At 55.3% G+C, this 14,207-nt stretch carries 11 protein-coding genes; all 11 read left to right on the top strand.

Going from position 1 to position 14,207, the window contains the following annotated elements; translation table 11 throughout:
• Position 1: 1 nt before the first annotated feature.
• Entirely contained in the window at positions 2 to 2,401 is a 2,400-nt protein-coding gene (locus KP626_RS02590) for a diguanylate cyclase (protein WP_395978052.1), read from the top strand.
• Positions 2,402 to 2,488: 87 nt separating this feature from the next.
• Positions 2,489 to 3,601, top strand: coding sequence for a tRNA guanosine(34) transglycosylase Tgt (tgt, locus tag KP626_RS02585; protein ID WP_395978050.1), 1,113 nt, complete (start codon positions 2,489 to 2,491; stop codon positions 3,599 to 3,601).
• 63 nt (positions 3,602 to 3,664) lie between these two features.
• Positions 3,665 to 4,009 carry a preprotein translocase subunit YajC gene (gene yajC / locus KP626_RS02580; protein WP_395978048.1) on the top strand — a complete coding sequence of 115 codons (345 nt, stop codon included), beginning with the start codon at positions 3,665 to 3,667 and terminating at the stop codon, positions 4,007 to 4,009.
• 137 nt (positions 4,010 to 4,146) lie between these two features.
• Positions 4,147 to 4,575 carry a TIGR04086 family membrane protein gene (locus KP626_RS02575; RefSeq protein WP_395978046.1) on the top strand — a complete coding sequence of 143 codons (429 nt, stop codon included), beginning with the start codon at positions 4,147 to 4,149 and terminating at the stop codon, positions 4,573 to 4,575.
• Between the two features lie 201 nt (positions 4,576 to 4,776).
• Positions 4,777 to 6,024, top strand: coding sequence for a protein translocase subunit SecD (gene secD, locus KP626_RS02570; RefSeq protein ID WP_395978044.1), 1,248 nt, complete (start codon positions 4,777 to 4,779; stop codon positions 6,022 to 6,024).
• Positions 6,025 to 6,035: 11 nt separating this feature from the next.
• Complete coding sequence (gene secF / locus KP626_RS02565; protein ID WP_395978042.1) at positions 6,036 to 6,929, top strand: protein translocase subunit SecF; 894 nt, start codon at positions 6,036 to 6,038, stop codon at positions 6,927 to 6,929.
• Between the two features lie 66 nt (positions 6,930 to 6,995).
• Positions 6,996 to 9,383 carry a single-stranded-DNA-specific exonuclease RecJ gene (recJ, locus tag KP626_RS02560; protein ID WP_395978040.1) on the top strand — a complete coding sequence of 796 codons (2,388 nt, stop codon included), beginning with the start codon at positions 6,996 to 6,998 and terminating at the stop codon, positions 9,381 to 9,383.
• A gap of 4 nt (positions 9,384 to 9,387) precedes the next feature.
• Positions 9,388 to 11,559 carry a RelA/SpoT family protein gene (locus KP626_RS02555; RefSeq protein ID WP_395978038.1) on the top strand — a complete coding sequence of 724 codons (2,172 nt, stop codon included), beginning with the start codon at positions 9,388 to 9,390 and terminating at the stop codon, positions 11,557 to 11,559.
• Between the two features lie 15 nt (positions 11,560 to 11,574).
• Entirely contained in the window at positions 11,575 to 12,024 is a 450-nt protein-coding gene (gene dtd / locus KP626_RS02550; protein WP_395978036.1) for a D-aminoacyl-tRNA deacylase, read from the top strand.
• A gap of 3 nt (positions 12,025 to 12,027) precedes the next feature.
• Positions 12,028 to 12,660, top strand: coding sequence for an MBL fold metallo-hydrolase (locus KP626_RS02545; RefSeq protein WP_395978034.1), 633 nt, complete (start codon positions 12,028 to 12,030; stop codon positions 12,658 to 12,660).
• A complete protein-coding gene (gene hemZ, locus KP626_RS02540; RefSeq protein ID WP_395978032.1) occupies positions 12,661 to 14,052 on the top strand; it encodes a coproporphyrinogen dehydrogenase HemZ in 1,392 nt (463 codons plus the stop codon).
• The last annotated feature ends 155 nt before the right edge of the window (positions 14,053 to 14,207 follow it).

The following is a 14,207-nucleotide window of genomic DNA, read 5'->3' as shown; positions in this document are numbered from 1 at the left end:
CATGGGGGAAAAGAGGGAAATGACCCGTTTGGAACGGGAATGTATGGAGTTTATTCTGAAAGTTCAGGGGCTCTATTTTAACAAGCGGGATCTATTGGGCGTTCTCCAGCTAATGGATCCGGAAATCTGCTGGATCGGCACGGGTGAGAAGGAGATCTGCCGGGGACGGGAGGACGCCATCCGTCTGCTTTCCGCGGAGGCACAGGGGTATCAGGGCACGTTTGATGTGCTGGGCTATAAATATGACGTCCAAGAGCTTGCGCCCGACCTGTGTTTGGTACAGGGTTCTATCGCCCTTCAAGAACGGGAAAACGATCAGAGCTTGAACCTGATGGTACGGGTTTCCCTGCTGTGCGTCCGGAAGGGGGGAGCGATCCTTCTGCGGCAGATCCATATGTCTACTCCCAGCAGCGACCAGCTGGACGGGGACTTTTTTCCTCGGGGCCTATCCGCTGAAAATGTGGAGTCCCTGCGTCGTTTGCTGAACGAGCGGGCCAGCCAGTTGGAGGAACGGGACCGGCAGTTGAGCAGCATCACCGATAGCCTTCCTGGCGGTGTGATGAGCTGCTCGGTTACTCCGGAGTTGCAGCTGATCCAATACAGCCAGGGCTTTTTGGATCTGTTTGGGTATACCGCCCAGGAGGTGGAGGAGCTGTTTCAGGGACGGTTCATGGAGATGGTTCATCCAGAGGATCGGGAGACCAGTTGGAAGACGGCGCAAGCCCAGCTTGCCCGAGAGGACCGGCAGGAGCTGGAATACAGAATCATTCGCAAGGATGGGCGCCCGCTATGGGTTTTAGACCGTGGGACGCTGGTTCATAAAACCGATGGCCAGCGGTATTTAAGCTGTATTCTGTTGGATATCGATCGATCCAAGAAGGCGAGGGAGGAGCTGCGCCTGCGGCTGGAGCAGTATCAGATCATCATGGACCAGGCGACCGATGTGATCTTTGAGTGGGATATTGCCGCCGATACCCTGGTCTATTCCAGTAACTGGGAGAAGCGTTTTGGCTATCTGCCGGTTAGCCAGGGGATTCAAGAGGGCATCCCCCACTCCCAGCATATCCATCCCGATGACTTGGACGTATTTTTGGACATCATGCATCGCATGGCCAGCGGAGAGGCCTATGGGGAGGCGGAGTTCCGCATTGTCAACCAGGCTGGCCGGTATCTTTGGAACCGGATTCGGGCTACCCTTTTGACCGATGGACAGGGAAGGCCCTATAAGGTGGTCGGGGTGGTCATCGATATCGACCAGGAAAAGCGCCAAACCCAGCGTCTTTTGGCCAAGGCAGAGCGGGATACCCTGACCGGGCTTTACAACAAAGGAACCACGGAGTCCCTGATGGAACAGCGGCTGACGCAGATAGAGAAAGCCAGTGGATGTACGTTTCTAATGGTGGATGTGGATAATTTTAAGCTGGTCAACGACCGGTTTGGACATCTGAGCGGGGACGCCATACTCTCGGAGATTGCTTCTATGCTCCAGGGACTGTTCCGCCAGGAGGACATTGTGGGCAGGATTGGCGGGGACGAGTTTGCCATCCTGATGACGGGGTCCGCCGATCCATACGCTGCTCAGCAAAAAGCCCAGGATATTTTGAACGCCTTTGGCCGATTGCTACCCGGAGGCGTTGGGGAAGGGAAACGGCTCTCTTGCAGCGTTGGCATCGCTCTGGCGCCCCAGGACGGAGAGACGTTTCAGGCCCTGTACCATAACGCCGACCTGGCTCTTTACCGGGCAAAGATTATGGGCAAGAATAAGATGGCCTTTTATTCTTCCGACCTTTATACCTTTGGCGGTCCAAATCTGGATTTGGCCGCATCGCCGCCCCAGGCTGCCATTGATTCCGACCGGGCGACCGGCGCCTTTGGCAGGCCCCTGGCAGATTATGTGTTCAATTCCCTCTACCATGCCACCGATATCGAGGTGGCCATTCCTCGGCTTCTGGAGATCATTGGCCGGAGATTTGACGTGAGCAGGGTCTATATTTTTGAGGATTCACCCGATGGACTATCCTGTGATAATACCTTTGAATGGTGCGCTGCCGGCATTGTGCCGCAGAAGGAGAGCTTACAGCGGGTTTTATACGAGGAATTGGGGGATTATTACCAAAACTTTGATGAGCGCGGGATATTCTGTTGTCAGAACGTGGCCCGTTTGAACGACCAAAAGCTAAAGCGGATCTTGGAGGACCAGAGGATGAAGTCGGTACTCCAATGCGCCATCCGGGACAGAGGGAAAAACCGGGGGTTTATCGGGTTTGACGAATGCAGAAACAACCGGTATTGGACCCAGGATCAGATGGAGACCCTATCCTTTTTGGCGAGCTTGCTCAGCGTCTTCTTGCTAAAGGATCGGGCACAGAGCCGCATGGAGCTATGCTGCGCGATCAAATAAGGCCAAGTAAGTAGCACGGGCGGCGGTTTTGTCCGGATTAATGCCGTCGTTACGCCTGGGAAATATAAAACGGATTTGGGAGGAACCATGGAATTTTCTTTTGAAGTTGTTCATCGCTGCCAGCGGTCCGGCGCTCGGGCCGGCATTTTACATACTCCCCATGGAGAGATTCATACCCCCATCTATATGCCGGTAGGCACGCAGGCCACCGTTAAGGCCATGTCTCCCCATGAGGTTCTGGACATGGGGGCGGAGATCATTCTCTCCAATACCTATCATTTGAACCTGCGCCCCGGCAGTGAACTGATCCGGGAGGCGGGAGGACTGCATGAGTTTATGCGTTGGCCCAAGCCCATCCTCACCGATAGCGGTGGGTTTCAGGTTTTCAGCCTTTCGGATGCCCGGCGCATCGAGGAGGAGGGGGTTCATTTCCGCAGTCATATCGATGGAAGCCCTCAGTTTTTCTCCCCTGAACGGTCCATCGATATTCAGAACAACCTAGGATCCGATATCATCATGGCGTTTGATGAATGCATTCCTCCTGAAGCGGGAGAGGAATACGCCCGCAGGTCTACGGAGCGAACCCATCGCTGGGCTACCCGGTGTCAGGAGCATCACAAGAATCCCCGTCAAGCTCTGTTTGGTATCTGCCAGGGGGGCATCCATGAAAATCTGCGGATCTGGAGCGCCAGGGAAATTGACTCCATGGAGTTCATCGGAAACGCCATCGGCGGGCTATCGGTGGGCGAGCCCAAGCCGGTGATGTATCGGATGCTGGAGGCTACGATTCCCCTGCTGAATTCCAACAAGCCCCGGTATCTCATGGGGGTGGGGAGCCCTGACTGCCTTATGGAAGGCGTGCTTCGAGGGGTGGATATGTTTGACTGCGTGATGCAGACCCGCATGGGCCGTACCGCTGCCGCGTTGACGGATGAGGGGCGCATCAACCTGCGTAACGAGAAGTATAAGCGGGACTTTACCGTCATCGATGAAAACTGCGATTGCTATGCCTGCAAGAATGGATTTACCAAGGCTTATATCCGCCATCTGTTTGTGGCCAAGGAGATCCTGGGCGCCCGCTTGGTGACCGCCCATAATCTGCGATATTCCATCCGGCTGATGCAGCGGGCTCGGGAGGCCATCCTCATGGATCGGTTTCCGGAGTTTGCCGGGGCCTATCTGGACGGCCTTGTAAAATGAGTTGACGGGCCGGGGGTTTCTGATATAATAACAGGTAGTTTGTAACTTAGGAGGAATTGTAGCATGCCAGCGGATTTTGGGAATATGTTGGCTTCCATGGGGCCGATTCTGATTCTCCTGGTGGTGATGATCTGTATGACCGTCATCCCCAACCGGAAAAAGCAGAAGGAACTGAAGGCCATGATGGATGCCCTTAAGAAGGGGGATTACGTCAAAACCATCGGAGGCATTCACGGCCGGGTGGTTTCCGTGAAGGATAATATCGTTGTGGTGGAGACCGGCGGCACCGTAAAGAGCCAGATCACCTTTGCCAAAGGAGCGATCGCTACCGTGGGCGATGCCGAGGTGGAGGCGGACGCCATTGCGGAATCCGATACCAATGCGGCCCTAAAAGAGTCCAAGAAATAAATAGGGAGCCCTTTTGGGCTCCTTTTTGATCGGAGGGAAAGGGATCCGTGCCCCTATACAGGGGACGGATTCTTTTTCTATCATAAGCCGTCCTTTTCCCGCATATGCTTATGTTGCGAAGGGTGAGGTGGCGAATTATGAAACGGAATAAAAACCAGAAGAATAAAAAGAAGGACCGGTCCATCCTAAGAACCACTGCCGGGGATATCGTAAAAGGCGTTGTTTTTGCCGGCGTGTTTACGATTTTTGCGATCCTGGCGTTTGCATTTGCCATCAAGGCCTTTTCCATGGAGAGCGGGCCCATTCCCGTGGTAAACCAGGTGGTAAAGATGGTTGGGGTATTTATAGCCGTTTGGGTGGCCACCAAAAAGGACAAAAAACCAGGCATCATCAAGGGCATTGTGGCCGGGATTGCCTATGTGGCGTTTGGTTTCCTTCTGATGTCCCTGATTGGCGGCGAGATGGGCATGATTCCCGTGCTGCTCTCCGATATCGCTATGGGTGGCGTAGCGGGAGCGATCTACGCACTGCTGCTGGGATTATTACGCCCCAAAGGAAAGAAATAGCGTTTTAAGGAAGCCGGGCTTTGCCCGGCTTTTTCTTTTGTATAGGCTTCAAGCATATTAAAAAACGAAGGGTATTTTTTGGCTGAATGGCTACTGGACAAGTTGTGCCGGGCGATTGACGGAGGGGGGCGCAAGGCATATAATAATTGTTAATATGCGCATTGTATTCCCATGGTGCGAAGGAGTTGGAGGGTTACGCCTATGAAGAAGCAAGGCATTGTCACCCTTTCGGTGACAATTATCTTGCTTGCCGTGCTATTGTATCTCGCCCTGTTTGGAGTGTCCTTTGGCCTCCGGGAGATACGCCCCATGGCAACTTTGATCAAAGAACAGAAGCTGGGCCTGGATCTAACGGGCGGTTTTTATGCCGTATACCAGGCAGTCGATCCTACCATCGAGGATTTTGAAGCCAAGATGGACGGGGCGGTATTGGTATACCGCAACCGCTTGGACGCCAAGGGCATGACCGAGGCCACCGTCCAGCGCCAGGGCAGCGATAAGATTCGGGTGGAGATTCCCTCCACCGAGACCGATCCCCAGGCCCTAAGCCAGTTTCTGTCCACCCCGGCCAAATTGGAGTGGAAGGACAACGACGGCAATGTCATCATGGAAGGGGCCAATGTCGTATCCGCTCAGGCGGGATACAGCGATGGCCAGTACGTGGTGTCCTTCAAACTGGACGACGAGGGAAAGAAGACATTTGCCTCCCTTACCGCCGAGTATGCTGGAACCAGTAAGACCATTACCATCGAGCTGGACGGCAGCGTCATCTCTACTGCTACGGTAAGCAACACCATCGCCAGCGGAGAGGGGATCATCCAGGGGGGATTTACCCAGGAATCCGCCACCACTTTGGCAATGCAGATCGAAAGCGGCGCGCTGCCGTTGGAGATTTCGGAATCCGAGGTGCGTAGCGTGAGCGCGACCTTGGGAGCGGATGCCCTCAGCAAGGGGGTGTTGGCCGGCGCCATTGGCGTGGGTCTGATCGTCCTGTTTATGCTGTGCATCTATCGGCTGCCAGGGCTTATCGCCAGCATCGCTTTGATGTTCTATATCCTCATTACCTTCTTCTGTATCTTGACCCTGCCGGGAGTACAGCTGACCCTGCCCGGTGTGGCGGGCGTGATCCTCTCCATCGGTATGGCGGTGGATGCCAACGTGATCATCTTTGAGCGTATTCGGGAGGAGATGCGGAGTGGAAAAAGCCTCCGTACCAGCGTGGAGAATGGGTTCCAGAAGGCCTTCCGAGCCATTTTGGACAGCAATGTTACCACTCTGATCGCCGCCGGCACGCTGATTATCTTCGGCACTGGATCCATCAAGGGATTTGGCTATACTCTGGCAATCGGCATCTGCGTATCCATGCTTACCGCCGTGGTCATCACCCGCTTTTTGATGAAGCAGGTGGTGAAGATCGGCATTACCGATAAGCGTTTTTACGCCAAATAGGGGGTGGAGAGATGAAAATTGTTGAAAAATCCAAGTTGTTTATGGGCATCTCTGCCGCCATCATTCTGGTGGGCATCATCGTCATTGTGACCATGGGACTGAACCTTGGCATCGATTTTTCCGGCGGCTCCATCATTACCTATGATATGGGCGGGGAATATCAGGTATCTGACCTGGAACGGATCTTATCGGACAACGGGGTCTTTGACGCGCCTGTTCAGCAGAGCGGAGCAGGAGAAGTAAAGAATTTTGCCGTGGTGCGCATCAAGCCTTTGGAAAGCGAGGAGGCCGACGTGGCTCTGCGGGATACCCTGTTGGCCGAGATTCAGGCCATCTATCCCGACGCCTCCGTGGAGACGGTGGACCGGGTGGGTTCGGAAGCGGTGATGGCTTTGGTCAAGGATGCGCTGTTGGCCTTGGGGATCGCTGGGGTGTTGATTTTGATCTACATCTCCATCCGATTTGAATTCTATTCGGCGATTTCCGCCATCCTATGCCTGCTTCACGATGTATTTATCATGCTGGCCTTTGTGGCCATCACCCGGATGGAGGTCAACAGCACTTTCATCGCCGGGGTGCTGACCATCGTGGGATACAGCATCAACAACACCATCGTGGTATTTGACCGCATCCGGGATAACCAGCGGGCCGGGTATAAGGAGGACATGGCCCAGTTGGTCAATGAAAGCATCAAACAGACCTTTACGCGGAGCATGTATACCTCCTTGACCACCCTGGTGACCATTGTTCTGCTCTACGTCCTAGGGGCGGATTCCATCAAGAACTTTGCTATGCCCATTATTGTCGGCCTGTTGGCCGGCACCTACTCCAGCCTGGTAATCGCGGGCCCCATGTGGACCCTCCTTCTGGGCAAACGGAAACCCAAGGCCAAAAAGGCCAGCTAAATCTGCGGAAAGCCTTTCATATGAAGGGCTTTTTGTTAACCGAAAAGTTGACTGGGAGGTGGAACCATGAGAGTGAGAAAACGAGGCGCAGGCCAAGAAGACCCGGCCCGGGCTGCTATCATTGAGCGGGAGCTGTCAATCGGTCCCATGGCCGCCTCCATCCTTTGCTCGCGGGGGATAGATACCCCTGAGGCCGCCAGAACATTTTTGTACTATGAGGATCTCTGCGACCCCTTTGGCTTTCATGGCATGGAGGAGGCGGTTGCGCTGATCCGCTGTGCAGTGGAGGAAGGAAAACGCATCGTGGTGTATGGGGACTACGATTGCGACGGCATCAGTGCCTGCGCCATCTTGGTGGACTGTCTTTTCTCCATGGGTGCCCGGGTAGAACCTTATATCCCCAGCCGGGCACAGGAGGGATACGGCTTAAACCTTACCGCCATGGAGCAGATTTGCGAGGGAACTGGCCTTGTTGTTACCGTGGATTGTGGAATCGGGTCCATGGAGGAGATCCAATACCTGCGGGACCGGGGAGTGGATGTGGTGTTGACCGACCACCATACCCCTGGAGAGGTGTTGCCTCCCGCCAACGTGGTGCTGAATCCCAAGGTACAGAGTCCGGCAGGGGCTGGGGAGCTGTGCGGATGCGGTATGGCCTTCCAGCTTGCTAGGGCCCTGGGGGCCGATCCGGACGCCTATCTGCCTACGGCGGCCATCGCTACCATCGGAGACATCGTCCCCCTCACCGGGGAAAACCGCAGTATCGTTAAACGGGGCCTACGGCTGATGAATCAGCATCCTCCTGTGTTCGTATCCGCCCTTTTGGAGGAGGCTCGCCTTCATTACGAGACCATCACGGCGACCCAGGTGGCGTTTATGCTGGTGCCCCGGATCAACGCTGCCGGACGCATGGACGACGCTATGTTGGCCTATCGGCTTCTATTGGAGAAAACGCCTTCCAAGGCACAGGAATATGCCAGAACCCTCTGCGGCTATAACACGAAACGCCAGGCTATGGAGGAGGAAATACTTAAGGAGGCGCTTCGCCAGCTGGCGGAGCATCCCCCCCGGGATCGCCGGGGAGTATATGCCTTTGGCCGAGGCTGGCACCAGGGCGTGGTAGGCATCGTGGCTTCCCGCCTTACCGAGCGGTTTGGGATGCCCGCTGTAGTAGGCAGTATCGACGCGGAGGGTAAGTGTACCGCGTCCTTAAGAAGCGTTGGCGGGGTGGATATCCACCATGTGCTGACCGCGTGCAGCGATCTCTTTTCCCGCTATGGCGGCCATGCCCAAGCGGGCGGCTTTACCATGGATGAGGAGAACATTCCCGCGTTTATCCAGCGGTTTGAGGATGTTCTGTTTTCCGACTATGGGCGAGAGGATTTTATGGTGCAGGAGGACTATGACGCCTCCATTGGGGTGGAGGATATTGGGCTGGCCCTTTCCGGGGATTTGGCCCTATTGGAGCCCTTTGGCTGTGGAAACCCTGTGCCGGTCTTCTTGTTGGAGGGTGCCCAAGTGGAGAATATCCGGGAGTTTGGCAAGACCGCCATCCATCTAAAAATGGGGCTGTGCCAAAATGGACACAGCGCCGAAGGCATTCTCTTTAAGGCGGAGAGCAAAGGGCCAATTTACGGAGGCCAGCGGTATCGGATGCTGGGGAACCTGGAACTGGAGCACTTTCGAGGAAATGTATCCGCCAATTTTATCATTAAATCTGCCGAGCCCTATGAGCGGGATCTGACGTCCCGTTTTCGGGAACGGGGATATGATTGCGTCAAGGCGTTTTTGACGGGAACCGCCCTTCCCATGGAGGAGATCGAAGGGGAAGAGGTGACCTATGAGGACATCGGCTTCCTTTTGGAGGAGAATCCATTTGGAACATTGATACGATCGGCGACTCCTATGGCGGCTATGGATTTCTGCGCCTGGCTTACAAGCCAGGAGGGGGGAGAGGATCTGATGCCGGAGATTGCCATTGGAGCCCTTTCCAATGGCCAGCATAGCCGGAACACCCTTTTGCTGGCGCCGCAGCAGCCTGTATCCGGAATGGAGCGGTTTGGGCGGATCGTGTATTTGGATGGGATCTGGATCCGGCCGGAGATCGATAGTGAGCAGGAGGTCTACGATTGCGGCGGCGGACAGTTTGTCCAACGGTTTGCCCGGGAGATGCTCTTGACCCGGGAGCGCTTTGCCGCCATCTACCGAGAGGCGATGGGGACGGGGCAGCGCACCCACAGGGATCTGAACCAGCTCTGCGGCGCTCTTGCAAAAATCCAGGGGGAAAATATAATAACAGTAAGCTTTGCGGTATACCAGTTCCTGCAGCTTGGATTTTTCCGGCTAATCCGGTCTGGGAAAGGCGTCCGGCTGCAGGCTGTCCCTCAGAAGGGAAAGCTGGACATTACCGCTACCGAGCTATACCGGCATCTCACAAAACTGGCGGGGAGGTGATGGAATGGAAGAGATGGAACGGAAGCTTCTGCGAACCATAGCCCAGTACATGGACGAGAAAGAGCAAGCCCTCATAAGGCAGGCGTTGTCCACCGCCCGTCTGGCCCATGCTGGACAGAAAAGGAAGTCCGGAGAGCCCTATTTGATCCATCCCATCGCAGTGGCTCAGCTGGTGGCCGATATGGGTATGGACAGCGAGACCGTCTGTGCCGCCCTGCTCCACGATGTGGTGGAGGATACCTCCGTTTCCCTGGACAGCATCCGCGAGGACTTTGGGGAGGAGGTGGCCATGCTGGTGGACAGCGTTACCAAGCTGGACCGCCTCAATTTTTTCAGCAAGTCCGAAGCGCAGGTTGAAAGCATGCGGAAGATGCTGGTCGCGATGGCCAAGGATGTACGGGTGATCCTAATTAAGCTCTGCGACCGGCTTCATAACATGCGAACGCTCCAGTCCCTTTCTCCCGAAGCACAGATCAAAAATGCGCAGGAGACCATCGAAATCTATGCACCTATCGCTGCGCGCTTAGGTATTTTCGCCATCAAGAGTGAACTGGAAACCCTTTCTTTAAAGTATTTGGAACCGGAACAATACCAGTATATCCTGGATGAGGTGGAACACCTCAAAGAGGGAAAACGCGGATTCTTAAAGCGGCGAATCCAGGAGATCAGCGATCGGCTGGACGAGGTACAGATCCATCATGAGATCACCGGGCGGGAGAAACAGCCATATAGCATCTATCGAAAGATGCAGCGCCAGGGACGAAAGCCAGGGGAAATGTACGACATCATGGCGCTTCGCATTCTGGTGGACAGCGTCAACGACTGCTATGCTGCTTTGGGCATCGTCCATACCATGTATAAACCCATTCCCGGCCGGTTTAAGGACTATATTGCCGTTCCCAAAAGCAACATGTATCAGAGCCTTCATACCAGCCTGATCTCCCGGGACGGCGGGGTGTTCGAGGTGCAGATCCGTACCTTTGAGATGCATCGTACCGCCGAATACGGCGTGGCTGCCCACTGGAAGTATAAAGAGGGCAGAAAGCAGGATGACGACTTTGACAAGAAGTTTTCCCTGATTCGGGAGCTGCAGGAGCTCCAGGCCGATACCGTGGATCCCCATGAGTTTTTGGATACCGTCCGGGGGGATATGTTCTCGGACGATGTATTTGTCTTTACCCCAAAGGGAGAGGTTATTACCCTGGTGCGGGGAGCAACGCCCATCGACTTTGCCTATCGTATCCACAGTAAGGTGGGGGATAGCTGCGTGGGCTGCAAAGCCAATGGCCGTATCGCGCCCCTTGATTATCAGCTTCAAACCGGGGATGTGGTGGAGATCCTTACCAGCGGATCCAAGGGGCCTAGCCGGGATTGGCTCAACGTGGCAAAGACCTCTCAGGCTAAAAGCCGTATCCGGCAGTGGTTCAAGCGAGCCCTTCGGGAGGAGAACATCGCTAAAGGACGGGATATGCTGGAAAAGGCCGCAAAGCGCCTGGGATATGACTTCTATACCCAGCTATTAAAGCCCGAGTGGCTGGAGAAGATCTACCGCAAATACACCTTTGGCAATGAGGAAGATATGTATTCCGCCGTGGGCTATGGCGGGGTTACCACCAACCAGATTTTGGCCCGGCTCATCGAGGAGTATAAGCGGGAGCACAAGGAGGAAATCGTTCACGAGCCCTCCCCCCGGCCGGAGGAGAAGAAATCCCAGGAGAAGAAATCCGAGAGCGGAATCGTGGTAAAGGGCTATGATGATATGCTGGTTCGGGTGGCCCACTGCTGTAACCCGGTGCCGGGGGATGATATCATCGGATTTATCACCCGGGGACGGGGGGTTAGCGTCCACCGCCGGGATTGCTTGAACATCCTGAATCTACCGGAGCTGGACCGGGAGCGGCTGATCGACGTGGACTGGGCTGTGGCGGAAAAGCAGGGATACAGCGCTGATATCCGGATCATTACCGTCAACAAGATGGGCATTTTTGCGGAGCTGTCCCGGATCCTGTCCAATATGGGGGTATCCATCCTTGGGGTCAACGCCAAGACCGGCAAGAACGATACCTTTATGATTGACTTCACGGTACAGATCAAGGATATCGGACAGCTGGAGGAGATCATCCGGGTGTTCCGGAGCATTCCAGACGTGGTTGAGGTGTACCGCAGCACTACTTAAGGAGGACGTATTGCCATGCGTTGTGTGATACAGCGGGTGCTGGAAGCCAGCGTTACGGTGGAGGGGAAGCTGGTCTCCTCCATTGGACCAGGGCTTCTGGTTCTTTTGGGCGTAGAGGAAGGGGACGGCCAGCCCGATTTAGACTATGTGGTGAAAAAAATTCCCACTCTGCGCATTTTTGAAGATGATGATGGGAAAATGAATCGCTCGGTTCTGGACGTGGGCGGGGAGGTCTTGATGGTGTCCCAATTTACCCTTCTGGGGGACGCACGCAAGGGGCGCCGGCCCAGCTACATTACGGCGGCCCATCCCGACGTGGCTCGGGAATACTACGAGCAGGCCATGGAGGCTATCCGGGAGGAGGGAGTGCCGGTAAAGGGCGGCATCTTTATGGCCGACATGAAGGTATCCCTTATAAACGATGGGCCGGTAACCATTTTATTGGATAGCAGAAAGGGGTTTTAATCCATGGAGGATGTGAGCATCCTGGCCATGCACACCGCTAAGGCGGCGTCCATGGCCTATCTATATGCCAAGGGCCGAGACGGGGTTCTCATCGATGCTGGCTTGGGTTGCCATGAACTGTGGGAAGAAGCGGGAAGGCGGGGGATTCGGATCCATGCCGTTCTTTTGACCCACTCTCACTACGATCATATCTGCGGGCTACCGGAGCTTCTCTCTCGGACAGAGGGGCTGCCGGTCTACGTCCACTATAGTGAACGAAACTTCTTGCGGCATCCTGATTTGAATTTATCCACCTTGTTTCAGGTGCGGGAGGGATATGACGTGCCGGCGACCCCTTACTTTGACGGGGAGGAGCTTTGTTTTGATCAGGTGGGTTTCCGGGTGATTCACACGCCCGGACATAGCCTGGGCAGCAGTTGTTTTTATGATGGGGAGCGGGTGTTCTCGGGGGATACCCTATTCCGGGGGACCATTGGCAGGACCGATCATTTCTTTGGGGATACGGTACAGGAGATCGCCTCCATCCGGCAGCGGTTGTTGACATTGCCAGGGGAGACCCTTTTGCTGCCCGGCCACGGGGAACATACCACCGTGGAGATGGAGGCGGCGCACAACGGTTATTTGCGGGAGCGATAGATGATAGCGGTTATCACCAATGTAACAGGAATTGAGAACGAGCTGGGAGAGATCATCCGGCTTTTTTACCACGACCAGGTGGTCTATGAGGAGAGGGTGGAGACGGATCATGTGGTCCGTCATCTCCGGGAGGGGCAATACCATCGGATTTGGATGGATGATGCCCTTTTGGTGGAGTATCCGGAGACACCCATTGGGGAAATTACGGGAAAACGCTTGGTGAAGTATACCGCCAAGCTCGGTCTGTATTGGGCCCTTGTTAAAAAAACTGGCCGGGAGCAGCCCTGGGGAAGCCTCACTGGGGTTCGTCCCGTGAAGATGCTGGCCCAGCTCATGGAGATGGGGCTTCCGGGAGAACGGGTACTGCAGGAGACCTTTGGGGTATCCCAATGCCGGGCGGCCCTGAGCCGGATGATTTTAGCGGTTCAGGAGGATATGGCTGTGCCGGAACACTCTATCGGAGTGTATCTTGGCATCCCCTTCTGTGTAAGCCGCTGCAACTATTGCAGCTTTCCCGGGGTAATTGCCAAGGAGTCGGTCCATGAAGCCTATGTGGACGCCATGATCCTGGAAATGGAGGCGGCTGCGGAGGCCATTCAAGAGCGGGGGCTGGCGGTCAACTCCCTATATATCGGGGGCGGAACCCCCACTAGCCTGAATCCCGCTTTGCTGGAACGGCTGTTATCCCGTGCGTCCGAGCTGTTTTCCAGGGTGGAGTTTACCATGGAGGCGGGGCGGCCAGACACCATCACCCGCGAAAAGCTGCTTTCCGCCCGAACCCATGGGGTTACACGGCTTTGCATCAATCCCCAGACCATGAATGGGGCTACCCTGGCTACCATTACCCGCAGCCACCAGCCGGAGGATATTGTGGCTGCCTATGCCCTGGCCCGGGAGCTTGGATTTGACCACATCAACGCCGATCTCATTGCAGGGCTTACGGGGGAGGGATACGAGGCGTTTTGCTATACCGTTTCCGAGGTGCTAAAGCTGGCGCCGGAATCCATTACCATCCATACCCTGGCGTTAAAGCGGGGCAGCAAACTGGCGGATGCGGGCTATCAGCATCAGCGGGAGGAGGAAGTTGCCCGTATGGTGGATTACGGGCGGGAAACCCTCATGGATCGAGGGTATCGCCCTTACTATCTCTACCGTCAGAAGTATATGGCGGGCAACCTGGAAAATGTGGGCTATGCCCTTCCACATAAGGAGTGTCTTTATAACGTATGCATGATGGACGATCTATCCTCGGTGCTGGCCCTAGGAGCTGGGGCCATTACAAAGATTCTCACCGGGAGCCGTATTCAGCGTTACCCCAATCCCAAGGACGTGAAGCTGTATCTGGAGCGCATCGACGCCATCCGGGGGAAATACCGGGAGATTCTGCGTTGACAAGGGACGAGCCTATGCTATAATCTAATCACAATATGGGCTATGAACGGGAGGAGTAGCCGTATTCCCGCCCAAGGGAGCCGAACGCCGTGACTGAAAGCGTTGGCGGATGGGGAATAGGGGGAAGACACCCGGGAGCCATGGATCAAAAAGAG

This window comes from Christensenella sp. MSJ-20 (genome assembly GCF_044357945.1).
In the GTDB taxonomy this organism is placed as follows: domain Bacteria; phylum Bacillota; class Clostridia; order Christensenellales; family QAND01; genus QAND01.
The sequence above is the reverse complement of the archived record's forward strand: the minus strand, read 5'-3'. Positions and strand labels throughout refer to the sequence as shown.